At 64.8% G+C, this 24,277-nt stretch carries 27 protein-coding genes; 8 read left to right on the top strand and 19 right to left on the bottom strand.

Features of this window, described 5'->3' with window-relative positions; all coding sequences use genetic code 11:
* Window positions 1–61 precede the first annotated feature (61 nt).
* From N7333_RS08440 to N7333_RS08430, 3 genes are all read right to left on the bottom strand, one after another.
* Window positions 62–1,225: an acyl-CoA dehydrogenase family protein gene (locus tag N7333_RS08440; protein WP_003245644.1), complete on the bottom strand. Its 1,164-nt coding sequence runs from the start codon at window positions 1,223–1,225 to the stop codon at window positions 62–64.
* Between the two features lie 6 nt (window positions 1,226–1,231).
* Window positions 1,232–2,479 carry a substrate-binding protein gene (locus N7333_RS08435; RefSeq protein WP_003245642.1) on the bottom strand — a complete coding sequence of 416 codons (1,248 nt, stop codon included), beginning with the start codon at window positions 2,477–2,479 and terminating at the stop codon, window positions 1,232–1,234.
* Between the two features lie 97 nt (window positions 2,480–2,576).
* Entirely contained in the window at window positions 2,577–4,073 is a 1,497-nt protein-coding gene (locus tag N7333_RS08430) for a CoA-acylating methylmalonate-semialdehyde dehydrogenase (protein ID WP_129481565.1), read from the bottom strand.
* A 123-nt stretch (window positions 4,074–4,196) separates the two neighbouring features.
* On the opposite strand from N7333_RS08430, the gene N7333_RS08425 reads away from it, so the two are divergent.
* The gene (locus tag N7333_RS08425) at window positions 4,197–5,078 is read left to right on the top strand and encodes an AraC family transcriptional regulator (protein WP_003245638.1); all 882 of its coding nucleotides are present in this window, start codon (window positions 4,197–4,199) and stop codon (window positions 5,076–5,078) included.
* Between the two features lie 213 nt (window positions 5,079–5,291).
* Here N7333_RS08425 and N7333_RS08420 read toward each other — a convergent pair whose 3' ends face one another.
* Window positions 5,292–5,705 carry a PaaI family thioesterase gene (locus tag N7333_RS08420; RefSeq protein ID WP_003245635.1) on the bottom strand — a complete coding sequence of 138 codons (414 nt, stop codon included), beginning with the start codon at window positions 5,703–5,705 and terminating at the stop codon, window positions 5,292–5,294.
* Window positions 5,706–5,802: 97 nt separating this feature from the next.
* Window positions 5,803–6,615, bottom strand: a complete 813-nt coding sequence (locus N7333_RS08415; protein WP_129481564.1) for an HDOD domain-containing protein — start codon at window positions 6,613–6,615, stop codon at window positions 5,803–5,805.
* Between the two features lie 137 nt (window positions 6,616–6,752).
* Here N7333_RS08415 and ung point away from each other — a divergent pair, with 137 nt between their 5' ends.
* Complete coding sequence (gene ung, locus N7333_RS08410; protein WP_012017976.1) at window positions 6,753–7,442, top strand: uracil-DNA glycosylase; 690 nt, start codon at window positions 6,753–6,755, stop codon at window positions 7,440–7,442.
* A gap of 49 nt (window positions 7,443–7,491) precedes the next feature.
* On the opposite strand, the gene N7333_RS08405 is transcribed toward ung, so the two are convergent.
* The 6 genes from N7333_RS08405 to N7333_RS08380 form a co-directional block, all read right to left on the bottom strand.
* Complete coding sequence (locus tag N7333_RS08405; RefSeq protein WP_129481563.1) at window positions 7,492–8,352, bottom strand: DUF6279 family lipoprotein; 861 nt, start codon at window positions 8,350–8,352, stop codon at window positions 7,492–7,494.
* A gap of 192 nt (window positions 8,353–8,544) precedes the next feature.
* Complete coding sequence (locus tag N7333_RS08400) at window positions 8,545–9,246, bottom strand: ATP-binding cassette domain-containing protein (protein ID WP_003245626.1); 702 nt, start codon at window positions 9,244–9,246, stop codon at window positions 8,545–8,547.
* Window positions 9,247–9,249: 3 nt separating this feature from the next.
* Window positions 9,250–10,017, bottom strand: coding sequence for a high-affinity branched-chain amino acid ABC transporter ATP-binding protein LivG (gene livG, locus N7333_RS08395; protein WP_003245625.1), 768 nt, complete (start codon window positions 10,015–10,017; stop codon window positions 9,250–9,252).
* Window positions 10,014–11,285 carry a high-affinity branched-chain amino acid ABC transporter permease LivM gene (locus N7333_RS08390; RefSeq protein WP_129481562.1) on the bottom strand — a complete coding sequence of 424 codons (1,272 nt, stop codon included), beginning with the start codon at window positions 11,283–11,285 and terminating at the stop codon, window positions 10,014–10,016. The genes livG and N7333_RS08390 overlap by 4 nt, the downstream gene beginning before the upstream one ends.
* Window positions 11,282–12,205: a high-affinity branched-chain amino acid ABC transporter permease LivH gene (gene livH / locus N7333_RS08385; RefSeq protein ID WP_003245622.1), complete on the bottom strand. Its 924-nt coding sequence runs from the start codon at window positions 12,203–12,205 to the stop codon at window positions 11,282–11,284. The genes N7333_RS08390 and livH overlap by 4 nt, the downstream gene beginning before the upstream one ends.
* A gap of 117 nt (window positions 12,206–12,322) precedes the next feature.
* Window positions 12,323–13,444: a branched-chain amino acid ABC transporter substrate-binding protein gene (locus N7333_RS08380; RefSeq protein ID WP_012017980.1), complete on the bottom strand. Its 1,122-nt coding sequence runs from the start codon at window positions 13,442–13,444 to the stop codon at window positions 12,323–12,325.
* A gap of 294 nt (window positions 13,445–13,738) precedes the next feature.
* On the opposite strand from N7333_RS08380, the gene N7333_RS08375 reads away from it, so the two are divergent.
* Window positions 13,739–14,056: a DUF2288 domain-containing protein gene (locus N7333_RS08375; RefSeq protein WP_012017981.1), complete on the top strand. Its 318-nt coding sequence runs from the start codon at window positions 13,739–13,741 to the stop codon at window positions 14,054–14,056.
* 92 nt (window positions 14,057–14,148) lie between these two features.
* Window positions 14,149–14,517, top strand: coding sequence for a DUF5064 family protein (locus N7333_RS08370; RefSeq protein ID WP_003245616.1), 369 nt, complete (start codon window positions 14,149–14,151; stop codon window positions 14,515–14,517).
* Between the two features lie 73 nt (window positions 14,518–14,590).
* On the opposite strand, the gene N7333_RS08365 is transcribed toward N7333_RS08370, so the two are convergent.
* The 3 genes from N7333_RS08365 to pyrC all read right to left on the bottom strand — a co-directional run bounded on the left by N7333_RS08365 (window position 14,591) and on the right by pyrC (window position 16,696).
* Window positions 14,591–14,809: a bacterioferritin-associated ferredoxin gene (locus tag N7333_RS08365; protein WP_003245614.1), complete on the bottom strand. Its 219-nt coding sequence runs from the start codon at window positions 14,807–14,809 to the stop codon at window positions 14,591–14,593.
* A 169-nt stretch (window positions 14,810–14,978) separates the two neighbouring features.
* Window positions 14,979–15,653 (bottom strand): ribonuclease T, encoded by a 675-nt coding sequence (gene rnt, locus N7333_RS08360; RefSeq protein ID WP_003245612.1) that lies wholly within the window; start codon window positions 15,651–15,653, stop codon window positions 14,979–14,981.
* On the bottom strand, window positions 15,650–16,696 hold the full coding sequence (gene pyrC, locus N7333_RS08355) for a dihydroorotase (protein WP_129481561.1): 1,047 nt from the start codon (window positions 16,694–16,696) through the stop codon (window positions 15,650–15,652). The genes rnt and pyrC overlap by 4 nt, the downstream gene beginning before the upstream one ends.
* A gap of 194 nt (window positions 16,697–16,890) precedes the next feature.
* On the opposite strand from pyrC, the gene N7333_RS08350 reads away from it, so the two are divergent.
* The 4 genes from N7333_RS08350 to N7333_RS08335 all read left to right on the top strand — a co-directional run bounded on the left by N7333_RS08350 (window position 16,891) and on the right by N7333_RS08335 (window position 20,774).
* Window positions 16,891–17,838 (top strand): OmpA family protein, encoded by a 948-nt coding sequence (locus tag N7333_RS08350; RefSeq protein ID WP_129481560.1) that lies wholly within the window; start codon window positions 16,891–16,893, stop codon window positions 17,836–17,838.
* 115 nt (window positions 17,839–17,953) lie between these two features.
* The gene (locus N7333_RS08345; protein WP_003245607.1) at window positions 17,954–19,171 is read left to right on the top strand and encodes an argininosuccinate synthase; all 1,218 of its coding nucleotides are present in this window, start codon (window positions 17,954–17,956) and stop codon (window positions 19,169–19,171) included.
* Between the two features lie 70 nt (window positions 19,172–19,241).
* Window positions 19,242–19,634, top strand: coding sequence for a lactoylglutathione lyase (gloA, locus tag N7333_RS08340; protein WP_003245604.1), 393 nt, complete (start codon window positions 19,242–19,244; stop codon window positions 19,632–19,634).
* Window positions 19,635–19,757: 123 nt separating this feature from the next.
* Window positions 19,758–20,774: a sensor domain-containing diguanylate cyclase gene (locus tag N7333_RS08335; RefSeq protein WP_003245602.1), complete on the top strand. Its 1,017-nt coding sequence runs from the start codon at window positions 19,758–19,760 to the stop codon at window positions 20,772–20,774.
* Between the two features lie 44 nt (window positions 20,775–20,818).
* Here N7333_RS08335 and N7333_RS08330 read toward each other — a convergent pair whose 3' ends face one another.
* The 5 genes from N7333_RS08330 to N7333_RS08310 form a co-directional block, all read right to left on the bottom strand.
* Window positions 20,819–20,998, bottom strand: a complete 180-nt coding sequence (locus N7333_RS08330; RefSeq protein WP_003245600.1) for a hypothetical protein — start codon at window positions 20,996–20,998, stop codon at window positions 20,819–20,821.
* Window positions 20,999–21,109: 111 nt separating this feature from the next.
* Window positions 21,110–21,748, bottom strand: coding sequence for an endonuclease III (gene nth / locus N7333_RS08325; RefSeq protein ID WP_003245598.1), 639 nt, complete (start codon window positions 21,746–21,748; stop codon window positions 21,110–21,112).
* On the bottom strand, window positions 21,745–22,452 hold the full coding sequence (locus N7333_RS08320; protein ID WP_129481559.1) for an electron transport complex subunit E: 708 nt from the start codon (window positions 22,450–22,452) through the stop codon (window positions 21,745–21,747). Before N7333_RS08320 ends, nth begins: the two co-directional genes overlap by 4 nt.
* Complete coding sequence (rsxG, locus tag N7333_RS08315; RefSeq protein ID WP_129481558.1) at window positions 22,449–23,084, bottom strand: electron transport complex subunit RsxG; 636 nt, start codon at window positions 23,082–23,084, stop codon at window positions 22,449–22,451. Before rsxG ends, N7333_RS08320 begins: the two co-directional genes overlap by 4 nt.
* A 2-nt stretch (window positions 23,085–23,086) precedes the next feature.
* The gene (locus N7333_RS08310; protein WP_129481557.1) at window positions 23,087–24,118 is read right to left on the bottom strand and encodes an RnfABCDGE type electron transport complex subunit D; all 1,032 of its coding nucleotides are present in this window, start codon (window positions 24,116–24,118) and stop codon (window positions 23,087–23,089) included.
* Window positions 24,119–24,277 lie beyond the last annotated feature (159 nt).

The following is a 24,277-nucleotide window of genomic DNA, read 5'->3' as shown; positions in this document are numbered from 1 at the left end:
CAGGTGTTGGCGACCTCGTCGAGATCGCCGGCCACCGGCGCCTGCGGGTGCGCTGTCTGGTTCAGAGCAGGCGATCGAGCATGCCGCCCTGCTGCAGCAGGCGGCGCGCGACGATCACCCGCATGATCTCGTTGGTGCCTTCCAGTATCTGGTGTACACGGGCATCGCGTACCCAGCGTTCCAGTGGATAGTCATTCAGATAGCCGTAGCCGCCGTGCAGTTGCAGGGCTTCGTTGCAGACGCTGAAGCAGTGATCGGTGGCGAAGCGCTTGGCCATGGCGCAGTAGAGGCTGGCCTCGCCATGGCCGCGGTCGAGCTTGTGCGCGGCCAGGCGCACCATCTGCCGGCTGGCGGTGAGGTCGGTGAGCATGTCGGCGAGCTTGAACTGCAGCGCCTGGAATTCGCTGAGGGGCTTGCCGAACTGTTTGCGTTCCTCGACGTAGCGCAGGCTCTGCTGCAGCGCCGCCTGGGCCGCGCCGAGCGAGCAGCTGGCGATATTCAGACGCCCGCCGTCGAGGCCCTTCATGGCGTAGACGAAGCCTTCGCCCTCGGGGCCGATGCGGTGGCTGGCGGGGATGCGCACGCCGTCGAAGGTGATGGTGCGGGTCGGCTGCGCCTTCCAGCCCATCTTGTCCTCGTTGCGTCCGTAGCGCACGCCAGGGGCATCGGCCGGCACCAGGAAGCAGGAGATGCCCTTGGCGCCGTCCTCGCCGGTGCGCGCCATGACGATCAGCACATCGGTCGAACCCGCGCCGGAGATGAAGCATTTGCTGCCATCGATGACGTAATCGTCGCCGTCACGCCGCGCGCGGGTGCGCAGGTTGGCGGCGTCCGAGCCGGCATCCGGCTCGGTCAGGCAGTAGGAGGCGAGCAACTGGCCGGAGGCCAGGCCCGGTAGCCAGGCGTCCTTGAGCTCGGCACTGGCGAAGCTGGCGAGCATCCAGGTGGCCATGTTGTGGATGGTCAGGTAGGCGGTGGTGGCTACGCAACCGGCCGCCAGCTGTTCGAAGATCAATGAACTGGACAGCCGTGACAGCCCCAGCCCGCCATCCTCCTCCTTCAGATAGAGGGCCAGATAGCCCTGCTCGGCGGCGCGGCGGATCACCTCCAGGGGGAAGTGGTGGTCGCGGTCCCAGTCCGCGGCATGGGGCGCCAGTTCCCGCGTGGCAAAGGCGCGGGCACTGTCGGTCAGCAGGCGTTGCTCGTCATTGAGTTCGAAGTCCATGGCATCTCATTGCAAGGTCAGGGGTTGGCCGCCGGCCCGGCGCTCGGCCTGCCAGTCGGCGAGGCTGGGCAGCGCCGTGCTGGCGTCGAGGCGGTCGACGATTTCGAAGTAGTCCTGCTTGAGCGGGTCCTTGAGCACCTCGTCGCGCGGCTTCACTTTCACCGCGTAGACCGTCTGCAGGTTCTGGTGATCGAAGGCGCGCCATTGCTGCTCGCCCTTCAGCAGGCTGTAGCGGTGGCCCTCCAGCGCCTTGATCAGCGCTTCGCTATCGAGGCTGTTGGCGCGCTTGGCGGCATCGGCCCACTGCTGGACGATGCTGTAGGCCGAAGCGGCGGAGCTGGAGGGGTACATCTGGTAGCGGGTCTTGAAGGCCTGGACGAAGGCTTCGCCACGCGCGGACTTCTCCAGCGCCGGCACGCGCCAGGTCCAGGGTTCGGTGCCGATCACGCCCTGCATCAGGTCCGGGCCGGCTTGTTCGACCATGCTCTGGGTGAGGTTGGGGGCGACGATCTGCATGCGCTCGGTCAGGCCCAGGTCCTTGGCGATGCGCATGGCGCGCACCAGGTCCTCGCCGAACAGCACCAGGGCGAGGATGTCGGCCTTGCTCGCGGCGGCCTGGGTCAGGGCATCCTGATAATCGGCCAGGCGCGCGCCAGGGAAGGGGACGCGCACGCCGGCGTGCTGGGCGGCGTTGTCGCTCGAAGTGGCCTGGCGCAACGAAGCCTCGCTGGTATGGCCCCAGGTGTAATCGGCCGTGACGTAGAAGTAGCGCTTGTTCGGCAAGGTCTTGCTCAGGTACTGGCCGAGCACCTTGGCGCTCATCCAGGCGTTGTTGCACTCGCGGAACATGTAGCGGTGGCCGTCCTTGCCGGTGGTGTCGTTGGAGTAGGTGAGGGTGCCGAAATACAGCAGGCCATGCTGCTTGGCGCGTTTGCCGGCGGCGATGGCCACGGCGCTGGAGGCACCGCCGAAGAGCATCACCGCGCCTTCGGCGGCCAGCTTGTCGACGTTCTTTTCCGCCTTGGCCGGGCGCGAGGCGGTGTCCTTGCTGGACAGGCGCAGGGGCCTTCCCAGCACGCCGCCAGCGGCATTGATCTCGTCGATGGCCAGCAGGGCTCCACGCATCTGCGCCAATCCCTCCTCCTTGTATGGTCCTGTGCGCGGGTAGTTGAGCCCGAGGGTGATCGGCTCGGCAGCTTGCACGCAGGCGGTAACCCCGGCCCACAGGGCCAGGATGGCTGTGAGTTGGCGCATTGCAGTTCTCCTTGTTTTTGTTCTGCAGAGAACCGTTTTACGCCGCTCGTCCAGTTCGGGTGATCGTCTATTAGTCTAAGAAAGCATCACCCAGTTCTCATTTCAGCTGGATAGTCATGTTCGGACCCTCGCCGAGTGGCTTGTCGTCGAACCAGCGGGTCGTGACCGTCTTGGTTTCGGTGTAGAAACGCACCGCCTGCTTGCCGTAGGCGTGCAGGTCGCCGTAGAACGAACCCTTCCAGCCGGTGAAGGAAAAGAACGGCAGCGGCACCGGAATCGGCACGTTGATGCCGACCTGGCCGACCTCCACCGCGTGCTGGAAGTGCCGCGCGGCGCCGCCGGAGCGGGTGAACAGGCTGGTGCCGTTGCCGTAGGGGCTGGCGTTGACCAGTTCGATGGCCTCTTCCAGGCTGTCCACCTCCATGCACACCAGCACCGGGCCGAAGATCTCCTCGCGGTACAGGCCCATCTTCGACGTCACGCCGCGGAACAGGGTCGGCCCGACCCAGTTGCCGTCCGGGTAGCCCTCCACCGTGCACTGCGAACCGTCGAGCAGGCACTCGGCGCCCTCGGCCTTGCCTTCATCGATCAGGCGCAGCACGCGCTGGCGTGCCTGCGGGCTGATCAGCGGGCCGTAGGCGGCGCCGCCATCCTGCCAGTGACCGGGGCGCAGTGCGGCCATCTGCGTCGCCAACTCGTCGATCCACTGTTTTGCCTCGCCGACGAACACCGCCACGCTGATCGCCATGCAGCGCTGCCCGGCGGCGCCGCAACTGGCGCCGAGCAGGTTGCTGAGCACCTGATCCTTCGGCGCGTCCGGCATGATCACCATATGGTTCTTGGCTCCGGCGAAGGCCTGCACCCGTTTCAGGTGCTGGGTGCCGGTGCGGTAGACGTGCTGGCCCACCGTTACCGAGCCGACGAAGGACACCGCGCGTACCGCCGGGTGCACCAGCAGGGCGTCGACCTGCTCGCGACCGCCATGCAGCACCTGCAGCACCCCGGCCGGCGCGCCGGCCTCGAGGAAGAGTTCGGCCAGACGGTTGGGCGTCATCGGGTCCTGTTCCGACGGCTTGAGGATGAAGGTATTGCCGCAGGCGATGGCCAGCGGAAACATCCACAGCGGGATCATCGCCGGGAAATTGAACGGGGTGATGCCGACGCACACGCCCAGCGGCTGAATCCAGCTGGCGGTGTCGATCTCGCGAGCGACGTTCTCCACCGTCTCGCCCATCACCAGGCTGGCGATGTTGGCGGCATGCTCGGCCACTTCGATGCCGCGCCACACATCGCCCTTGGCATCGGCGAAGGTCTTGCCGGTTTCCGCGGCGAGAATCTCCGCCAACTCGTCGTGATGTTCCTTGAGCAGATGCTGGTAGCGCAGCATCAAGCGGGCCCGCTCCGATACCGGCACCTCGCGCCAGGCGAGAAAGGCCTGCTGGGCGCTGGCCACGGCCGCCTCGATTTCCTCGGCGGTGGCCTTGGGGGCGAGGGCGAGCACCTCCTGGGTGGCCGGGTCAGTGACTTCGATCAGTTCGTGAGCCTGGCTGGCGCGCCATTGACCGTCGATCAGTTGCGGCAGGGTACGGGGCATGCTCGCCTCCTTTGTTCTTGTACCGTCTCTTTATAGCCACTCGACGCCGCCTTGTGGATTGACGATCTTGGCCTGCGGATGGACGATCTTGTCATTCATGAGCGTTTGCAAGGAATGATCGTCATGGGCCTGCGGGTGGAAACCTCCAACTGGCCGCTGCCACTCGGCGGGCAGCGCTTCATCACGCCGCCGCGCCTGCGCCGCCTGCTGGTACGCCATCCGCTCAGCTCGGGCTGCTATCCCCTGGCCATGGGCTTCTACCCTGACGCGGCCGGACACCAGATGCGGCGCCTGCAGCCGGACGATCACCTACTGATCTATTGCCGCTCCGGCAGGGGCTGGCTGGAAGCGACGGATGGACGATTCGAGGTTGCTGCTGGCGATCTGCTGCTGCTGCCCAAGGACGTGCCGCATGCCTATGGCGCCGATGGGCAAAGCCCCTGGACGATCTATTGGGTGCACTTCGACGGCAGCCTCAGCGAGGACTTCCTGCGTCTGCTGGGCGCGCAGACGCTGCGGCGCATCGGTGTGCAGCCGCGTTTGCTCGGCGACTTCGAGGCGCTGCTGGGTCTGCAGCGGCAGGGCCTCAACGCCTTGCCCTTCATCCATGCTGCGCACCGCCTGCAGGCGATGCTCAGCTCCCTGGCGGTGCTGCCGGCGCGGGTCAGTCTGAAATCCGGGCGGGTGCTGGATATCGAAGCGGTGCAGGCGGTGATGCGCGCCCACCTGCACGGCAACCTCAACCTCGACGAACTGGCGGCGCAGTTCAAGCTCTCGCGCTTTCACTTCGCCAAGACCTACCGCGCGCTGACCGGCCATGCGCCGATCCAGGACTTCATCCAGCTGAAGATGGCGCTGGCCTGCCGTCTGCTCGACCGTGGCGATATCGAGGTGCGTCAGGTCGCCGAGCAGCTGGGTTACGAGGACCCCTATTACTTCTCGCGGCTGTTTCGCAAGGTGGTGGGCATGGCGCCCAGCCATTACCGGGCGCTGCATCAGGGCTAGCAGGCTGTTGAAAACTACCTGCGTTGCCATTGCTGCGTTAAAAACAGCCTCGTGCGCGAGTCCGAGCTAGGCGCCCCCATCAAAATGCTCATTTACAACACGTAAAGTCGGACGCGACCCCGGTCGTTTTTCGGCTGTTTTTGCGGGGCCGCCATCGGTATTGCACTGGCTGCCTCGCCTACGTTTTTCAACGGCCTGCTAGTCGCGCGTCCGCTACACCCGCGCGATGGTCGCCAGGCCGGTGGCCACCAGCTTCTCCTGGCCATCTTTCAGGGCGAACACATCGGCCCGGCAGACTGCCTGGCGCTGCCCGGCCTTGAGCACTTCGGCGCGGCACAGCAGGCGTTCGCCGAGCGCCGGGGCAAGCAGGTTGAGTTTGTATTCGCTGGTGACCACGTCGCCGACCATCGACGCCGCGGCCCAGGCGCAACCGCTGTCGACCATGAAACCGACCACCGCGCCGTGCATGTAGCCATGGTGCTGGCACAGGTCGGGGCGGCTGCGTACCTGCAGGCTGACCCGGCCCGGCGCGAAGTCGAGCAGCTCGGCGCCGAGCAGTTGGGCGAAGGTGGAGTGGGCGAGCGCCTGTTCCAGACGCTCGCGGCTGATGCCGATGGAGTCGCTCATGTGACCTCCTGCGCGGGCTGTGCGAGAGAGTCTCGACCGCCGCGTGGGCATGGGCAAGCTGCATCCAGTTGCCTGATGAGGCTGCATAGCAGAGGCTTCAGGCGAGCAGGCGCTTCCACAGGTTCAGCTCGTCGGCGAGCTCCTGTCTCAGTTCGCCGAGCGGTTGCTCCAGACCCAGCTTCGCCTGCGCCGGCAGCGGCTCGGGCAGCGACCGGTTGCTCTGCAGAGCGCTGGCCAGCAGTACCAGATCCGCCAGGTCGGCAGCGCCGTCATGCTGGCGTTGCCATTGGCCAAAGAGGCGCGTGGATTCGATCACTGCCGAGGGCAGCTGCCAGCGCGTCAGAATCAGAGCGCCGAGGTCACCGGACAGCTGGTCGCACAGCTCGTGCAGCGTATCGCTCTCGCGCGGCACGTTCGGCCAGTGCTCCAGCTCCGAGAGCAGCGGCAGGCTGCCGATGTCCTGCAGCAGGCCGCCGAGCATGGCGTCGTCCAGCGACAGGCCGGTGCGCTGGGCCAGGACCGCGCAGTGGGCGGCGCGCTCTCGGGCGCTGCGCCAGCGCGTGCGAAAGGCCTGCTGCAGGGCCGGTTCGGTACTGGTGAACAGATGCTGCAGGCTGAAGCCCAGCACCAGATCGGCCAGCTGGCGGGTGCCCAGGCGGCTCAGCAGTTCGCGCAGCGAGCTGCAGGCGCGGTCGCCACGCAGCAGGGGCGTGTTGGAAAACTGCATCAGGTACGCGGCCAGCGGCGGGTCGCCGGTGATCACCCGGGTCAGCTGTTCCAGGGAGGTTCGCGGGTCATCCAGCAGCTTGCGGATGCGAACGGCGGCTTCAGGCATCTGCGGAATCCTGGCTTCGCCCTTGAGGAAGCGGTTGAGCAACGCCATGCGCAGGGTATCGGTAGAGGTGGGCATCGGCTTGGGTTCATCGGTTGAGGCGATGCCGGAAAGGCTAGCAAAGCATCCTGCGTGGCGCCGGCAAGCGCTTTCTTGACTTGCATCCCCCCCTTCTCTAGCGTGCCTGCACTCGTTTTGTCGCTGCAGGAACTGTCATGACCGAAGATCGCATCAAGCTCGAAGCCAGCTGGAAACACGCGCTGCGCGAGGAGTTCGACAAGCCCTACATGAAGGAGCTGCGCGAGTTCCTGCGGGCGGAGAAGGCCGCCGGCAAGGAGATCTATCCGCCGGGCCCGCTGATCTTCAACGCCCTCAATTCCACGCCGCTGGACCAGGTCAAGGTGGTGATCATCGGCCAGGATCCATACCACGGGCCGGGTCAGGCGCACGGGCTGTGCTTCTCGGTGCAGCCGGGCGTGCAGACGCCGCCGTCGCTGGTGAACATCTACAAGGAACTCAAGCGCGACCTCAATCTCGACATCCCCGCCCACGGCTACCTGCAGAGCTGGGCCGATCAGGGCGTGCTGCTGCTCAACACCTCGCTGACGGTGGAGCGCGGCAATGCCGGCTCGCACGCGGCCAAGGGCTGGCAGCCGTTCACCGACCGGGTGATCGAGGTGGTCAGCGAGCATCAGCCCAAGGTGGTGTTCCTGCTCTGGGGCAGCCATGCGCAGAGCAAGCAGCGCCTGATCGACCCGACCAAGCATCTGGTGCTGCGTTCGCCGCATCCATCGCCGTTGTCCGCCCATCGCGGTTTCATCGGCAACGGTCATTTCAGCCGCTGCAACCAGTTCCTCGCACAGAACGGCATGAGCCCCATCGACTGGCGTCTGCCGGCGCTATAGCCGCGATTGCAGCCTATGGCTCAGGGGCAGGCTGCGCGCGCCCGTCGTTTCAACGGCTGGCTACCGACTCGCCCGCTTGGCACTGCTGCGCGGCCAGGTCGGCCTGCAGGCTGCTCAGGCGCTGCTGTGCCCGTCTGAGCTGCGAGTCGTCGGCCTGCGCGATGAGGTCGACGATCATCTCGGCCATGGCCTGGCGATTGGCCTGGTAGCTGGCCTTGTAGGCGTCGGTGTAGAACCGTTCGCGCTCCTGCAGCAGCGCCGCCATGCGTGCGTCGAAGTCATCGCCGCGGCGTGCCTCGAGCGCTTCGCGCAGGGCCTGCTGCCAGGCCAGGCGGTTGTCCAGCCACACCCGATTCTGCGCGCCCAGGCCCTCGGCCCAGTCGTCGACCCGTTGGCGCTGCGCCGCGTTGAGCTTGCCGAACCAGGGCTGCAGGCGCTCGCTCATGCGCTCGGCGCGGCGGGCGATCTGCTGCTCCAGCGGCGGTTCGAGAAACTCTTCGCGCAGTTCGGCGTTCTGCTCGTCGAGGGCGGCGAACAGTTGCTCCACCTGGCGCGGGCTCAGGCCGCGCAGCAGCTCGGTGGCGCTCGGGGTGATCTCCACGGCGATGCGCTGCATGGCGCTGTCGAAGGCTTCCAGCTGGCCGGCCAGAGCCTGGCTGTCGCGGCTGCTCAGCGCTTGCCGGCTACGCTCCAGCCAATCCACATAGCGCGGCAACTCCACGCTGCAGTGCCAGCTCAGGTGCTCCTGCAGCTGCGGTTTGAGCCAGGCCTTCTGTTCGCTGTTCAGGGCCACGTAGTCGCCGAGCTTCCAGGGAATCAGCCGGTCCAGATTGCGGTAGGCCAGGTCGATGCGGCTGCAGGCACCGAGCAGCAGGCTGAGGACCAGTAGCAGGAGCAGGGATTTGCGCATGGGCGTGGTCTCGCAAGGCTTGAGACCCTGAGCCTAATCCCCGGGGAGGAGGGTGCAAGGGGGCGGAAATATTCGCTTAAGACTTTGCCGTTTCGTTGGCTACGCCCCGCGCACCAGCCAGGCGTCGTCCAAATGCATCCCGGAAAATAAAAAAACCGCCCCGAAGGGCGGTTTCCATGTCGCAGGTTGCGCTCAGCCACCGAGGTAGGCGTCGCGTACCTTCGGGTCGTTGAGCAGCTCTTCGCCGCTACCTTGCATGACGATGTGGCCGTTCTCCAGCACATAGCCACGATCGGCCAGCTTCAGCGCCTGGTTGGCGTTCTGCTCGACCAGGAAGATGGTCACGCCGTCTTTGCGCAGTTGCTCGATGATGTCGAAGATCTGCTGGATGATGATCGGCGCCAGACCCAGCGACGGCTCGTCGAGCAGCAGCAGGTTGGGCTTGCTCATCAAGGCACGGCCGATGGCGAGCATCTGCTGCTCGCCACCGCTCATGGTGCCGGCACGCTGGGCGAAGCGCTCCTTCAGGCGCGGGAACAGGTGCAGGACCTTGTCCAGTTGCGCCTGATTCTCCGCCTTGTCGCCGAAGAAGCCGCCCATGGCCAGGTTTTCCTCGACGGTCAGGCGGGCGAACACGCGACGGCCTTCCGGCACGATGGCGATGCTCTTGCGCATGATCTCCGGGGTATCCATGCCCACCAGCTCTTCACCCAGGTAACGGATGCTGCCGCTGGTGGCGCGCGGGTTGCCGCACAGGGTCATCAGCAGGGTCGACTTGCCGGCGCCGTTGGCACCGATCAGGGTGACGATCTCGCCTTTCTGCACTTCGATGCTGACATCGTGCAGCGCCTGGATCTTGCCGTAGAAGGTTGAGACGTTGTTGAAGCTCAGCATGGATTACGCCTCCCCCAGATAGGCTTTGATCACGTCCGGGTTGTTGCGGATGTCGTCCGGCGTGCCGTCGGCCAGGGGAGTGCCCTGGTTGATCACGTAGATGTGGTCGGAAATGCTCATCACCAGCTTCATGTCGTGCTCGATCAGCAGCACGGTGACGTTGTGTTCGTCACGCAGCACGCCGATCAGCGCCTTGAGGTCTTCGGTCTCGCGCGGGTTGAGGCCGGCGGCCGGCTCGTCGAGCATCAGGATGCTCGGGCGCGTCATCATGCAGCGGGCGATTTCCAGGCGACGCTGCTGACCGTAGGCCAGGGTACCGGCACTGCGGTTGGCGAAGTCCACCAGGTTGACCTGCTCCAGCCAGTAGGCGGCAAAATCCATGGCCTCGCGTTCGCTGCGGCGAAAGCCCGGGGTCTTGAACAGGCCGGCCAGGTAGCTGGTGTTGAGGTGGCGATGCTGGGCCACCAGCAGGTTTTCCACCGCGGTCATGTCCTTGAACAGACGCACGTTCTGGAAGGTCCGCACCACGCCCTTGCGCGCGATCTTGTGGCCCGGCAGGCCTTCGATCGACTCGCCGTTCAGGCGGATGCTGCCGGAGGTCGGCTGGTAGAAGCCGGTCAGGCAGTTGAACACGGTGGTCTTGCCGGCGCCGTTCGGGCCGATCATCGAGACCACCTGCTTTTCCTTGACGTTGAGGCCCACCTCGTTGACGGCCAGCAGGCCGCCGAAACGCATGGTCAGGCCGCTTACTTCGAGAATCGTGCGGCTCATCGCTTCAGCTCCAGGTGGGGACGTTGCATCGGCAGCAACCCTTGCGGGCGCCAGATCATCATGAAGATCATGACCAGACCGAAGAACAGCATGCGGTACTCACTCAGTTCCCGCATTTCCTGCAGCATCACCATGACGATGGCAGCGAGGATCACGCCCAGCTGCGAGCCCATGCCGCCGAGTACCACGATGGCGAGGATCATCGCCGACTCGATGAAGGTGAACGACTCCGGCGTCACTAGGCCCTGACGCGCGGCGAAGAAGCTGCCGGCGAAACCTGCCAGGCTGGCGCCGATGGTGAAGGCCGAGAGCTTGATCACGGTCGGGTTCAGACCCAGTGCACGGCAGGCGATCTCGTCCTCGCGCAGGGCTTCCCAGGCGCGACCGATCGGCATGCGCAGCAGGCGGTTGACCAGGAACAGGGTCAGCAGCACCAGCAGCAGGGCGATCAGGTAGAGGAAGATCACCTTGTACTGCGAGTTGTAGGCGATCTCGAAGAAGCCATGGAAGGTCGGCATGTCCGCCGGCACGCGGCGCTCGAAGGACAGACCGAACAGGGTCGGCTTGTTTTCGTTGGCGATGCTCAGACCGTTGGGGCCACCGGTGTACTCGGTCATGTTGCGCAGCAGGATGCGGATGATCTCGCCGAAACCGAGGGTGACGATGGCCAGGTAGTCACCGCGCAGGCGCAGCACCGGGAAGCCCAGCAGGAAGCCGAACAGCGCCGCCATCATGCCGGCCAGCGGCAGGCAGATCCAGAAGCCCAGACCGAAGTAGTGCGCCAGGATCGCGTAGCTGTAGGCGCCGACGGCGTAGAAACCGACGTAGCCCAGGTCGAGCAGACCGGCCAGGCCCACGACGATGTTCAGGCCGAGGCCGAGCATCACGTAGATCAGGATCAGCGTGGCGATGTCCACCGCGCCGCGGCTGGCGAAGAACGGCCACACCAGTGCCACCATGACCATCGCCAGGATGATCCAGCGCTGGGTGGAGGGCAGGGTGAGGAAGTTGCCGATCTGGCCGGAGCCGCTGGGCAGCTTGGGCAGTTGGGCCCAGGCCGGGGTGATGCGGTCACGCAGCAGTTGCCAGAGGAAGATCAGCGCGGCGGCGCCGCCGATGCACCAGAGTTCGAAGGCGGTGGCGCCTTCCACGCGCAGGCTGATGCCCACGGTGGTCAGCTTCAGGCCCAGGACCGGGTAGGAGATGATCAGCACCAGCAGGGCGCTGAAAATCGCGGATTTGAGGCTCTTGATGGTGGTGAGGCTCATACCTTTTCCACCTCCGGGCGGCCAAGGATGCCGGTGGGACGGAACAGCAGCACCAGCACCAGCAGGCTGAACGCCACCACGTCCTTGTATTGATCGCCGAAGATATCGGCGCCGAAGGCTTCGGCCACACCCAGCAGCAAGCCGCCGAGCACCGCGCCCGGAATGCTGCCGATACCGCCGAGTACCGCGGCGGTGAAGGCCTTGATGCCGGCGAGGAAGCCCAGGTGCGGGTTGATCACGCCGTAGTTCATGCCCAGCAGCACCGAGGCGATGGCGGCCAGCGCCGCGCCGATGACGAAGGTCAGGGCAATGATGTTGTTGGTGTTGATGCCGAGCAGGTTGGCCATCTTCAGGTCTTCGGCGCAGGCGCGGCAGGCGCGGCCCAGGCGCGAACGGGAGATGAACAGGGTCAGACCGATCATGGCGACGAAGGTCACGATGAAGATCAGCACCTGCATGTAGGACACCACCACGCCGTTGGCGGCGCTTTCACCGAGGATGAAATTGCCAGGCAGCAGGCTGGGGATGGCCTTGTCCTTGGAGTCCTGTGAAAGCAACACGGCGTTTTGCAGGAAGATCGACATGCCGATCGCGGAGATCAGCGGGATGAGACGGTTGCCGCCGCGCAGTGGGCGGTAGGCCACCCGTTCGATGCTGTAACCGTAGGCACTGGTGACGATCATGGTGGCGGCGAACGCCGCGATCATCACGAAGGGCACGGCTTCCAGGCCGAACATGGCGAGGCCGGCGATCACGGTGAAGGCTACGTACGAGCCAATCATGTAAACCTCGCCATGGGCGAAGTTGATCATGCCGATGATGCCGTAGACCATGGTGTAGCCGATGGCGATCAGGGCATAGGTGCTGCCAATGGTCAGCCCATTGAGCAGCTGTTGCAGGTAGTGATAAAGATCAGGCATTGCCTAACTCCTGGGCGCTTGCGTAAAGCGGCGCTTGTGGCGCAGCGCGAGGCCGGAATTCTTCTAATAAACAAAGCCCACTGCTGGAGGCAGTGGGCTTTGGCTCAGACAGGAAGCTTACTTGGCTTCGGACTTGGTGCCGTCCTGGTGCCACTCGTACACCACGAAGCTGAAGTCCTTCAGATCGCCCTTCTCGTCGAAGGCCAGGGTGCCGGTGGGGGTGTCGAAGCTGTTGGCGCGCAGGGCTGCGGCCACTTTGGCGGTGTCGGTATCGCCGGCTTTCTCGATGCCTTCAGCGATGACCTGAACGGCAGCGTAGGCTGGGAACACGAACGGACCGCTCGGGTCTTCGTTCTTGGCCTTGAAGGCCTCGACCAGCGCCTGGTTCTTCGGATCCTGGTCGAAGGACTTCGGCAGGGTCACCAGCAGACCTTCGGAGGCGGGACCTGCGATGGCGGAGATTTCCTTGTTACCCACGCCTTCCGGACCCATGAACTTGACGTTCAGGCCACGCTCCTTGGTCTGGCGCAGCAGCAGGCCCAGTTCCGGGTGGTAGCCGCCGTAGTAGACGAAGTCGACGCCAGCCTGATTCAGCTTGGCGATCAGAGCGGAGAAGTCCTTGTCGCCGGCGTTGATGCCTTCGAACAGGGAAACCTTCACGCCTTTGCCTTCCAGGGTCTGCTTGACCGCGGTGGCGATGCCTTCGCCGTACTGCTGCTTGTCGTGGATGACGGCAACGTTCTTCGGCTTGACGTGGTCGGCGATGAAGTTACCGGCGGTCGGGCCCTGCAGGCTGTCCAGACCGATGGTGCGGAACACCAGCTCGTAGCCACGAGCGGTGATGTCCGGGCTGGTGGAAGCCGCGGTGATCATCAGGATGCCTTCATCTTCGTAGATGTCGGAAGCCGGTTGAGTGGAGCTGGAGCACAGGTGGCCAACCACGAACTTGACGCCGTCGTTGACGATCTTGTTGGCAACGGCCACGGCCTGCTTCGGATCGCAAGCGTCGTCATAGACCACGCCTTCGAGCTGGGCGCCGTTCACGCCGCCAGCCTTGTTGATCTGCTCGATGGCCATCTTGGCGCCGATGAATTGCATCTCACCGTACTGAGCGACGGCACCGGTCACCGGACCGGCCAGGCCGATCTTGATGTTGTCGGCCGCCATCGAATAGCTGGCCGCCCCCGCCAGTGCCATTGCCGCGAACAGCTTGGAAATCTGCTTAGTAGCCTTGTTCATGAGTGCTCCACTCTTGTGTTTATCGTTGTTGTAGTTCTTGCGGCCGAAGCTGCAGAACCGGGTCCATTATCCCGGTAAAGCCTCCGGCAACTGTACCGGAGCAGTTTAGAGCGCGAATTTGCGCCTTGAAAAGCCGGTAGCTGGAGGCGAAACACGGGGGTGTCGCGTAATTGCAAGGAATGTATAGAAAAACGGCGTGGCTTCAGTCGGTTGGCGAGCGTCGTGCGGTTGCCAGAGGGGCTGCTGACGCTATCATTGCGCGCCCTCATTCACGCCATCGACACAGGCCACACCATGACGGATCAATCTAGCACCCTCTATGCCAAGCTGCTTGGCGAAACCGCGCCGATTCGCTGGCAGGAATTGCAGCCTTTCTTCGCCCGTGGCGCGTTGCTCTGGGTCGAGGGCAATCAGGATCTGGTCGCGGTCGCGCAGGCCGTGGCCGAGAACGATCAGGCACGTGTCGCGCAGTGGATGAGCGAGGGGCTGGTGGGCCGCCTCGAGGATGCGCGTGCCGAAGATCTGCTGACGCGCGATCCGCAGCTCTGGGCCGTGGTGGTGGCGCCCTGGGTGCTGGTGCAGGAAAGGGCAGGGGACGGGACGCTGCACTGAACGAGGGCGCAGCAGCGCAGCGGCGATCGGTCTAGACTCTGCGAACGCTCCCGTCAGGGAGTTCCAGACGCGCAGTTTCAAAGGAGGGGACCATGTTCGAACCTGGCCATCTGCACCGCAGCAATCCGCCTGGCCTGGGCGGGCAGCCGGCGTACAGCATCGATTTCTACTACGAGGTCCGCAAGGACTCCCCGGAGGGTCCCATGCTGCATGGGCGCCTGGTGGGCGAGATCGACGGCAAGGCCTTCGAGGAAGTCTTCGAGATGCACCGCGATACAGCCTTCAACTTCGCCAGCGTGATATCCCGGCTGGTGGCCAAGCATGGTCTGCACCCCAACAACAGCCCGATCATGCGTGCGCACAAGGAGTATGACGCGATCTTCGAGGACATCCGCGCCAAGCTGCACGCCAAGCCGGGCGAGGCGGTGAACCTCGACCATGTGGAGCGCGACGGCCTGTAGCCTTCGCGCGCGACCAACGTTCGGGCGAAAAAAAACCGGATCATTCGATCCGGTTTTTTGTTTCATTCATCTATCAGGCGGCCGCGAAACCGGCGGGGTAGGCCAGGCTGGCCTGGCTGCTCTGCACTTCGGCGATGGTCTCGCGTACCACCTGCTTGGCCAGGCAGGCGCACTTGCCGCACTGGCTGGCGATGCCCAGGGTGCCGCGGACTTCACGGTAGCTGCAGCAGCCTTCATAGACCGCGTCGCGGATTTGCGTATCGGTGACACCTTCACAGAGGCAGACGTACATAAGCAAGGCTCGTCTTGGTAGTTCTGTTCGATGGGTCGGATACTAATGTTAATGAGAATGCTTGTCAAAGATCGATTGCGAATGCTCGCATCTCCTGACGAACGGTGCAGGCCCCAGGCCTGATATGAAAAAACCGGCGTGCGCCGGTTTTTTCATGAGCGGGTTGCCCCTACTGATCGAACTCGTCCCAGCCGCCCATTTCCTTCCAGCGGTTGACGATGCCGCAGAACAGCTCGGCCGTCTTTTCGGTGTCGTAGCGCGCCGAGTGCGCCTCCTTGCCATCGAACTCGATGCCGGCGGCCTGGCAGGCCTTGGCAAGCACGGTCTGGCCGTAGGCGAGGCCGGCCAGGGTGGCGGTATCGAAACTGGAGAAGGGATGGAAGGGGTTGCGCTTGATTCCGCAACGCGCCACCGCGGCGTTGAGAAAGCCCAGATCGAAGCTGCTGTTGTGGCCCACCAGGATGGCGCGCTTGCAGCCGGCCGATTTGATCGACTTGCGCAGGCCCTTGAAGATCTCGCCCAGGGCATGCTCCTCGCTCACCGCCATGCGCAGCGGGTGATCGAGCTTGATGCCGGTGAACTCCAGCGCTGCCGCCTCGATATTGGCGCCCTCGAAGGGCTCGATGCGGAAGAAGTGCGTGTGATCCGGATAGAGAAAGCCGCCCTCGTCCATGGCGATGGTGGTCGCGGCGATTTCCAGCAGGGCGTCGGTGGCGCAATTGAAGCCACCGGTCTCGACGTCCACTACCACCGGCAGGTAGCCGCGAAAGCGCGCGGCCATCGGGGTGCGCGGGCCGGCAGGCAGGCTGGGTTCGAGCTCGTCGTCGTAGCTGTCTTCGCTCACGCCTGGCCCTCCAGCAGCTTCCAGCGCAGGGTTTCGCCGGCACGCAGCGGTACCACGCTGTTGTCGCCCAGCGGCAGGCTGGCCGGCACGGTCCATTCCTCACGCGCCAGGGTGATGCTGTCGCTGTTGCGCGGCAGGCCGTAGAAGTCCGGGCCGTGGAAGCTGGCAAAGGCTTCCAGCTTGTCCAGCGCCTTGCGCTGTTCGAACGCCTCGGCGTACAGCTCGATGGCGGCGAAGGCGGTGTAGCAGCCGGCGCAGCCGCAGGCGGCTTCCTTGGCGTGCTTGGCGTGCGGAGCCGAGTCGGTGCCGAGGAAGAACTTGACGTTGCCGCTGGTGGCCGCGTCGAGCAGGGCTTCCTGGTGCACGTTGCGCTTGAGGATCGGCAGGCAGTAGAAGTGCGGGCGAATACCGCCAACTAGCATGTGGTTGCGGTTGTACAGCAGGTGGTGCGCGGTGATGGTGGCGCCGACGTTGGCCGAGGCCGCCTCGACGAACTGCACCGCGTCACGGGTGGTGATGTGCTCGAACACCACTTTCAGCGTGGGGAAGCGCTCGACCACGCGGGTCAGATGCTCGTCGATGAAGGCCTTTTCGCGGTCGAACACGTCGATCTCGGCGCGGGTCACCTCGCCATGCACCAGCAGCAGCATGCCGACTTCGGCCATGGCTTCCAGCGCCGGGAAGATCTTGTCGATGCTGGTGACGCCCGAGTCGGAGTTGGTGGTGGCACCGGCCGGATAGAGCTTGGCCGCATGCACGAAGCCGCTGGCCTTGGCCGCGCGGACGTCCTCGGGGCTGGTGTTGTCGGTGAGGTAGAGCACCATCAGCGGCTCGAAGCGGCTGCCGGCCGGGCGCGCAGCGAGAATGCGCTGGCGATAGGCGTCGGCCTCGGCGGCATTGCGTACCGGCGGAACCAGGTTGGGCATGATGATGGCGCGGCCGAAAGTGCGCGCGGCATCGCCGACGGTGTGTGGCAGCACCGCACCATCGCGCAGGTGAATGTGCCAGTCATCGGGACGCAGGAGAGTCAGGCGGTCGGACATGGGGGTTTCCAGGCGGGTAAAACGTGAGCGGAATGCTACCGGAAACCGTCGGAAAATGCGCTGTGAGGGTGCGCCAGGCAATTTGTTCGCCTTGGCGCTGCGCTGAGTTCTGCGCTTTCCCGAACGAATTCGCCCCTACAGTTTTCCGCGCTCGTACCGATAGCAAAGCGAACGACGTTTTCCTGGAGCCGACCGTGCGTGCGCCCCAATCTCTTCTCATCAGCCTGCTGGCGAGCATGCCTCTGTGCCTGTCGGCGCACGCCATCAGTTTCCAGACGCGGATCGAGCAGGTGGAATGGAAGGTAGAGGGCGATCAGTTCGAGTGCCGCCTCAGTCAGTCGATCAGCAACTTCGGCAGCGGCGAGTTCGTGCGCCGTGCCGGTGAGCAGGTGACCTTCCGTCTCAAGGCGCGCGAGCGCTGGATGGGCGCCGGCTCGGCGACCTTGCTGGCGGCAGCGGCGCCCTGGCAACCGGGGCGTGGTGACATCAATCTCGGCGTGGTCAGTGTTGGCAACGGCGAGGTGCCGTTCAATAGCTCGCAGGAGCAGGGTGCGCGGCTGCTCACCGGTCTGCTGGAAGGGCGTAGCCCGCTGGTGCGTCACCGCACCCTCAATGGCGGCGACAACCTCGAGGTGCGCCTGCTGCCGGTGAAGTTCCACAAGGCCTACGAGGAATACCAGGCGTGCACCGCCAAGCTGCTGCCGGTCAACTTCGAGCAGATTCGCCAGGCGCAGATCGGCTTTCCCGGCGGCGGGATCGAACTGGATGCCATGGCCAAGGCCAAGCTCGACATCATTCTGGACTTCGTCAAGGCCGACCCCAGCATCAACAGCTTCCAGATCGACGGTCACGCCGACAACAGCGGCAATCGCCTGACCAATCGCGACCTGTCCCGCCGCCGCGCATTGGCCGTGCAGGAGTATCTGGTGGCCGGCGGTGTGCCGACGGAGCAGATTACCGTCCGTTTTCATGGCGAGCGCTACCCGCTGGTGCCCAACAACAACGAGGCCAACCGCGCCAAGAACCGCCGTGCCACCCTGCGTCTGGACCGCGCGGCGCCGGCCGAAGTCGCGCCGCCCAGCGCTCCCGCAGACCCTGCCCCGACCGCGCCGGCCGACCCGGCTGGCAGCACGCCGTCCTGACCCTTCGGAGCGCAGCTTTGGTCGCTTCATCGTCACAAGCTGTCGCGCCACTGTAAATTGGCCCGCGGGGTCAGTAGAATCACCGGTTTTACCGTACAACCCGTGGAGTGATGGCATGGCGGACGTCAAAAAGGTAGTTCTGGCCTATTCCGGTGGCCTGGACACCTCGGTGATCCTCAAGTGGCTGCAAGATACCTATAACTGCGAAGTGGTGACCTTCACCGCCGATCTCGGCCAGGGCGAGGAGGTCGAGCCGGCCCGCGCCAAGGCTCAGGCCCTGGGCGTCAAGGAAATCTACATCGACGACCTGCGCGAAGAGTTCGTCCGCGATTTCGTCTACCCGATGTTCCGCGCCAACACCATCTACGAAGGCGAGTACCTGCTGGGTACCTCCATCGCCCGTCCGCTGATCGCCAAGCGCCTGATCGAGATCGCCAACGAGACCGGCGCTGACGCCATCTCCCACGGCGCCACCGGCAAGGGCAACGACCAGGTGCGTTTCGAGCTGGGCGCCTATGCCCTGAAGCCGGGCGTCAAGGTCATCGCCCCCTGGCGCGAGTGGGACCTGCTGTCGCGCGAGAAGCTGATGGACTACGCCGAGAAGCACGCCATCCCGATCGAGCGCCACGGCAAGAAGAAGTCGCCGTACTCCATGGACGCCAACCTGCTGCACATATCCTACGAGGGCGGTGTGCTGGAAGACACCTGGACCGAGCACGAAGAAGACATGTGGCGTTGGACCAAGTCGCCGGAAGCGGCGCCGGACACCCCGACCTACATCGAGCTGACCTACCAGGCCGGTGACATCGTCGCCATTGACGGCAAGGCGATGACCCCGGCCCAGGTGCTGGCCGAGCTGAACCGCATCGGCGGTGAGAACGGCATCGGTCGCCTGGACATCGTCGAGAACCGCTACGTCGGCATGAAGTCGCGCGGCTGCTACGAGACCCCCGGCGGCACCATCATGCTCAAGGCCCACCGCGCCATCGAGTCGATCACCCTCGACCGCGAAGTGGCCCACCTGAAAGACGAGCTGATGCCCAAGTACGCCAGCCTGATCTACAACGGTTTCTGGTGGAGCCCGGAGCGTCTGATGCTGCAGCAGATGATCGACGCCTCCCAGGCCAACGTGAACGGTGTGGTGCGCCTGAAGCTGTACAAGGGCAACGTCATCGTCACCGGGCGCAAGTCCGACGATTCGCTGTTCGACGCCAACATCGCCACCTTCGAGGAAGACGGCGGCGCCTACAACCAGCAGGACGCGGCGGGCTTCATCAAGCTCAACGCCCTGCGCATGCGCATCGCTGCCGGCAAGGGCCGCAAGCTGATCTGATAAGCTGAGCGCCTTGTGAGACGAACCCCGGCCACAAGCCGGGGTTCTGCTTTTAGAAGAGGAAAAACTGATGAGACTGCTGCATACCATGCTGCGCGTTGGCGATCTGGACAAGTCCATCGCCTTCTACACCGAGGTGCTGGGCATGACCCTGCTGCGCCGCAAGGACTACCCGGACGGTCAGTTCACCCTCGCATTCGTCGGCTATGGCGACGAGGCGCACAACAGCGTGATCGAGCTGACCCACAACTGGGGCGTTGACAGCTACGAGCTGGGCACCGGCTACGGCCATATCGCCCTGGAAGTGGAAGACGTCTACAAGGCCTGCGAGGACATCCGTTCGCGCGGCGGCAAGATCACCCGCGAGCCAGGCCCGATGAAGCATGGCAACAGCATCCTGGCCTTTGTCGAGGACCCGGACGGCTACAAGATCGAGTTGCTCTCGCCCAAGCGAAACGATTGACAGTCATCGGTCTTTGTAAGTAAATGCTTACAAAAATAGTGGCCATTCGCTGACTGGCGAGGTGCCTCCATGAAGACCGATTCCCAAGCTCTGCGCCTCGTTCGTGTGGTTCAGGAGCTTTCTATGGCGAAGGATGTGGACCGCGTAGCGGAGATCGTCCGAAGCGCGGCCCGCGAGCTGACCGGTGCCGACGGCGCCACCTTCGTCCTGCGCGATGGGCTGCAATGCTTCTATCGCGACGAGGACGCCATCTCGCCCCTGTGGAAAGGCCAACGTTTCCCCTTGAGTGCCTGCATCAGCGGTTGGGCCATGCTCAACCGCAGTGCTACCGTGATTCCCGACATCTACGCCGACCCGCGCATTCCCCATGAGGCGTATCGGCCGACCTTCGTCAAGAGCCTGGTCATGGTGCCGATCCGTACCCTGGAGCCGATCGGCGCCATCGGTACCTACTGGGCCGAGTACTGCCACGCCACCGACGAGCAGGTGCAACTGCTACAGGCGTTGGCCGATTCCACCTCGGTGGCTCTGGAGAATGTCCAGGTCTATGCCGAGCTGGAGCGCCGCGTCGAAGAGCGCACGGCGCAGCTGGCCGAAGCCAATCGACGCTTGCAGGAAGAGGTGCGGGAACGCCAACTGGCCGAGCAGGCAGTGCGCCAGCTGTCGCTGATCGACGACCTGACCGGTTTGTACAACCGTCGCGGCTTTCGCCTGCTGGCCGAGCGCGAACTGCGCGCGGCGCGGCGGCGCAAGGGGCGCTGCCTGCTGCTGTATGCCGACCTCGACGAGCTCAAGCCGGTCAATGATCGCTTCGGCCACGGCGCCGGGGATCGCTTGCTCAAGGCGGCGGCCGACGTGCTCAAGGCGCAGTTCCGCAACACCGACGTGATCGCCCGGCTGGGCGGCGACGAATTCGTCGTGCTGGCCAGCGACTACAGCGACAGCGAAGAGGTGCTGCGGCGTCTGGAGCAGGCATTGCGTGGCAGAGAGGGCGGCGCCGGGCAGCGTCTGTCGATGAGCATGGGGGTCAGCGAGTCGTCGCTGAATCCCGACGAGGGGCTCGACAGCCTGCTGGTCCAGGCCGATGCGGCGATGTACGCCAACAAGTGCGCGCGCCGTGCCTTGCGCGCGGTGAGCTGAAACGAAAAAGCCCCGCGGTTGGCGGGGCTTCTTGCGTGGCGCGATCAGATATCGAAATCGTATTCGGCCAGCTGCTTGTGCAGGCGACGCTCTTCGAGGAAGTTGTCGATGATGCGGCGCTTGGTCAGGTTGGTCTTGGCGACTTCCACCGCAGGCTCGGCATCGTCCGATTCATCCGCGACAAAGTCTTCGTCCAGCTCGAGGTCTTCTTTGTCAGTGCTCATCTATTCCACTCCAGGCCAGTTACCGGGGCCATTTGCGCACCTTATAGCGGCAAAAAATGAGCGGGTAAAAAAGATTTTTTCAATCAGAGCATCGCTGCTTTCTATGACCGATCAATCGTCGGAAGTCTTGGCCTTGTACTCGCACAGATCCTCGATGCGGCAGGCGCCACAGCGCGGTTTGCGTGCGGTGCAGACGTAGCGTCCGTGCAGGATCAGCCAGTGGTGGGCGTCGAGCAGATAATCCTTGGGCACGAACTTGAGCAGCTTCTTCTCCACCTCGACCACGTTCTTGCCCGGCGCGATGCCGGTGCGGTTGCTGACGCGGAAGATGTGCGTGTCCACGGCCATGGCCAGCTGGCGAAAAGCCGTATTGAGCACCACGTTGGCAGTCTTGCGGCCGACGCCGGGCAGGGCTTCGAGGTCCTCGCGGTTGTCCGGCACCTGACTGCCGTGTTTCTCGATGAGGATGCGGCAGGCCTCGATGACGTTCTTCGCCTTGCTGTTGTACAGGCCGATGGTCTTGATGTACTCGGAAAGTCCCTCGACGCCCAGGGCGTAGATGGCCTCCGGCGTATTGGCCACCGGGAACAGCTTGGCCGTGGCCTTGTTGACGCTGACGTCGGTGGCCTGGGCCGATAGCGTCACGGCTACCAGCAGCTCGAACGGCGTGCTGTAGGCCAGCTCGGTCTTCGGCTCGGGGTTGTCCTCGTGCAGGCGGCGGAAGATTTCCAGGCGTTTGGCGGCGTTCATTCGATGACTCCGGTCACTCGAACCCGACGGCTTTGTGCAGGGGCTTCGGGCGCGGTGGCCTTGGCCCGTTCCGCGGCGATCTGGTCGATGCGGTTCTTGCCGGCGATCAGCAGGCCCAGGACGATAAAGGCGCCCGGCGGCAGGATGGCCAGCAGAAAGCCCTTGTAATCCTGTACCAGGGTGAGCTTCCACTCGGCGGCAATCGGGCCGAACAGCAGGTGCATGTTGGCGAACAGGGCGCCGGTGCCGAGCAGCTCGCGGATGGCGCCGATCATGACCAGCACCAGGCCGAAGCCCAGCCCCATCATCAGACCGTCATAGGCGGCGCGGGCCGGGTCGTGCTTGGCGGCGAAGCCGTCGGCGCGGCCGAGGATCACGCAGTTGGTGGTGATCAGCGGGATGAAGATGCCGAGGATCTGGTACAGCTCGTAGGTGAAGGCCTGCATCAGCAGCTCGATGCAGGTGGTCAGCGCGGCGATGATCATGACGAAGGCAGGCAGGCGCACGGCGGTGTTGACCACGCCGCGCACCAGCGACACGGCGGTGTTGGAGCACACCAGCACCACCGCGCTGGCCAGGGCCAGGCCGAGGGCGTTGACCGTGGAGTTGCTCACCCCCAGCAGCGGGCACAGGCCGAGCAGCTGCACCAGCGCCGGGTTGTTCTTCCACAGGCCGTTGAAGCTGATTTCGCGATAACTGGTCATTGCTCGTCCTCCGCCAGGCCCAGCAACTGGGCGCGGTGCTTGTCGAAGTAGCGCAGGGCGCCGTGCACGGCCTTGACCACGGCGCGCGGGGTGATGGTGGCGCCGGCGAACTGGTCGAACTCGCCGCGATCCTTCTTCACCGCCCAGCCGTCTTCGCCAGGGTTGTTCAGGGACTTGCCCTCGAAGCTGCGCACCCAGTCGCTCTTGGCCAGTTCGATCTTGTCGCCCAGGCCCGGGGTTTCCCGGTGGCCAAGCACACGCACGCCGGCCAGACGGCCGTCGGCGAAGATGCCCACCAGCAGGTGGATGGCGCCGCTGTAACCGTCCGGTGCGGTCACCGGCAGAATCAGCGCGCTGGGCTGCTCGCCCTTCAATGCCAGGTAGGCCGACTGCGGGCTGCGGTGGCCCAGCTCGGGGGCATTGAGTTCGATGCGGTTGTCCAGCAGGTGGTTGTCGTAGCTGCCTGCCGGCAGGATTTCGGCCAGGGCGCGCACCTGCGCTTCGCGCTCGGCGGCGGCGATACGCGTGGCGGTGCCCTGTTGCAGCAGGGCCACGCTGCCGACGGTGCCAATGGCGAACAGGCCGAGCACCAGGGCGTTCTTCAGCATCGAGCGGCTGATTTCCGGCAGCATGCTCATTCTCCCAGCTTGAAGCCGCTGTTGGGCTTGCGATGGCCGTAGCTGCGCGGCCGGGTGTAGTAATCGATGGTCGGCGCCGCGAGGTTCATCAGCAGCACGGCGAAGGCCACCGCGTCCGGGTAGCCGCCCCAGGCGCGGATCACGTAGACCAGTACGCCGACGCCGATGCCGAACACCAGACGCCCGCGATTGCTGGTCGCGCCGGAAACCGGGTCGGTGACGATGAAGAAGGCGCCGAGCATGGTGGCGCCGGTAAGCAGGTGGAACAGCGGCGAGCCGTTGGAGTCCGAGCCGCTACCATTCCAGAACAGCAGGCTCATGACGAACAGCGCAGCGAGCATGCCCACCGGCGCGTGCCAGGTGATCAGGCGTTTGTGCAGCAGGTACAGGCCGCCGGCGAGGAACGCCAGGTTGACCGCCTCGCTGCCGGCACCGCCGAAATGGCCGAAGGCCGGATTGGCGGCGCGCAGCTCGTCGATGGTCAGGCTCTTGTTCACTTTCAGCGCGTCCAGCGCGGTGGCCTGGGCCCAGCCATCGGGCAGGCTGGCGATACCGAGTATGTGCTTGATGCCGTCCAGCGCAGCGACGCCGTGCGGCGCGGGCCAACTGGTCATCTCCACCGGGAAGGAGATCAGCACCACCACATAGCCGAGCATGGCCGGGTTGAAGGGGTTCTGCCCGAGGCCACCATAGAGCTGCTTGCCGAAGCCGATGGCGAAGCCGCAGGCGATCAGGGTCAGCCACCAGGGCGAGTAGGGCGGCAGGGCCAGGGCCAACAGCACGGCGGTGACCAGGGCGCTGTAGTCCTTGAGGAAGAAGGCCACCGGGCGCTTGCGTGCGGCCAGCAGCGCGGCCTCGAAGCCCAGCGCGCAGAGGCTGGCCCAGAGCAGGTTGAACAGGGTGCCGGCGCCGAACAGCCAGGTCAGCGCGAGGATGCCCGGCACGGTGGCCAGCAGCACCTGCAGCATGACCTGCTGGGTACGGTTGCTGCCCTTGGCGTGGGGCGATGTGATGCGGGGCAGGGCCATCGGCGCTCCTGTTACTGCGTTCGTATTGAGCGCAGTGGTGTTCATTCCCCGGATTGCATCCGGGCTACGGTTGTCTGTGCCGCCCGGGTGCTCCGACGCGGCGGATATCTTTTGTAGCCCGGATGCAATCCGGGGCGCTGTACCGGCGTGCCGGCGTTT

The sequence above is a fragment of the Pseudomonas sp. GD04158 genome, assembly GCF_029834875.1.
Classification (GTDB): domain Bacteria; phylum Pseudomonadota; class Gammaproteobacteria; order Pseudomonadales; family Pseudomonadaceae; genus Aquipseudomonas; species Aquipseudomonas hydrolytica.
Note: the sequence above shows the minus strand (reverse complement) of the source record. Positions and strands in the feature narration are given on the sequence as shown.

Excerpts from the sequence above, each read along its gene's own strand:
- N7333_RS08440 (WP_003245644.1), bottom strand. The coding sequence starts at position 1,225 with ATGGACTTCGAACTCAATGACGAGCAACGCCTGCTGACCGACAGTGCC.
- N7333_RS08435 (WP_003245642.1), bottom strand. The coding sequence starts at position 2,479 with ATGCGCCAACTCACAGCCATCCTGGCCCTGTGGGCCGGGGTTACCGCC.
- N7333_RS08430 (WP_129481565.1), bottom strand. The coding sequence starts at position 4,073 with ATGCCCCGTACCCTGCCGCAACTGATCGACGGTCAATGGCGCGCCAGC.
- N7333_RS08425 (WP_003245638.1), top strand. The coding sequence starts at position 4,197 with ATGGGCCTGCGGGTGGAAACCTCCAACTGGCCGCTGCCACTCGGCGGG.
- N7333_RS08420 (WP_003245635.1), bottom strand. The coding sequence starts at position 5,705 with ATGAGCGACTCCATCGGCATCAGCCGCGAGCGTCTGGAACAGGCGCTC.
- N7333_RS08415 (WP_129481564.1), bottom strand. The coding sequence starts at position 6,615 with ATGCCCACCTCTACCGATACCCTGCGCATGGCGTTGCTCAACCGCTTC.
- ung (WP_012017976.1), top strand. The coding sequence starts at position 6,753 with ATGACCGAAGATCGCATCAAGCTCGAAGCCAGCTGGAAACACGCGCTG.
- N7333_RS08405 (WP_129481563.1), bottom strand. The coding sequence starts at position 8,352 with ATGCGCAAATCCCTGCTCCTGCTACTGGTCCTCAGCCTGCTGCTCGGT.
- N7333_RS08400 (WP_003245626.1), bottom strand. The coding sequence starts at position 9,246 with ATGCTGAGCTTCAACAACGTCTCAACCTTCTACGGCAAGATCCAGGCG.
- livG (WP_003245625.1), bottom strand. The coding sequence starts at position 10,017 with ATGAGCCGCACGATTCTCGAAGTAAGCGGCCTGACCATGCGTTTCGGC.
- N7333_RS08390 (WP_129481562.1), bottom strand. The coding sequence starts at position 11,285 with ATGAGCCTCACCACCATCAAGAGCCTCAAATCCGCGATTTTCAGCGCC.
- livH (WP_003245622.1), bottom strand. The coding sequence starts at position 12,205 with ATGCCTGATCTTTATCACTACCTGCAACAGCTGCTCAATGGGCTGACC.
- N7333_RS08380 (WP_012017980.1), bottom strand. The coding sequence starts at position 13,444 with ATGAACAAGGCTACTAAGCAGATTTCCAAGCTGTTCGCGGCAATGGCA.
- N7333_RS08375 (WP_012017981.1), top strand. The coding sequence starts at position 13,739 with ATGACGGATCAATCTAGCACCCTCTATGCCAAGCTGCTTGGCGAAACC.
- N7333_RS08370 (WP_003245616.1), top strand. The coding sequence starts at position 14,149 with ATGTTCGAACCTGGCCATCTGCACCGCAGCAATCCGCCTGGCCTGGGC.
- N7333_RS08365 (WP_003245614.1), bottom strand. The coding sequence starts at position 14,809 with ATGTACGTCTGCCTCTGTGAAGGTGTCACCGATACGCAAATCCGCGAC.
- pyrC (WP_129481561.1), bottom strand. The coding sequence starts at position 16,696 with ATGTCCGACCGCCTGACTCTCCTGCGTCCCGATGACTGGCACATTCAC.
- N7333_RS08345 (WP_003245607.1), top strand. The coding sequence starts at position 17,954 with ATGGCGGACGTCAAAAAGGTAGTTCTGGCCTATTCCGGTGGCCTGGAC.
- gloA (WP_003245604.1), top strand. The coding sequence starts at position 19,242 with ATGAGACTGCTGCATACCATGCTGCGCGTTGGCGATCTGGACAAGTCC.
- N7333_RS08335 (WP_003245602.1), top strand. The coding sequence starts at position 19,758 with ATGGCGAAGGATGTGGACCGCGTAGCGGAGATCGTCCGAAGCGCGGCC.
- N7333_RS08330 (WP_003245600.1), bottom strand. The coding sequence starts at position 20,998 with ATGAGCACTGACAAAGAAGACCTCGAGCTGGACGAAGACTTTGTCGCG.
- nth (WP_003245598.1), bottom strand. The coding sequence starts at position 21,748 with ATGAACGCCGCCAAACGCCTGGAAATCTTCCGCCGCCTGCACGAGGAC.
- N7333_RS08320 (WP_129481559.1), bottom strand. The coding sequence starts at position 22,452 with ATGACCAGTTATCGCGAAATCAGCTTCAACGGCCTGTGGAAGAACAAC.
- rsxG (WP_129481558.1), bottom strand. The coding sequence starts at position 23,084 with ATGCTGCCGGAAATCAGCCGCTCGATGCTGAAGAACGCCCTGGTGCTC.
- N7333_RS08310 (WP_129481557.1), bottom strand. The coding sequence starts at position 24,118 with ATGGCCCTGCCCCGCATCACATCGCCCCACGCCAAGGGCAGCAACCGT.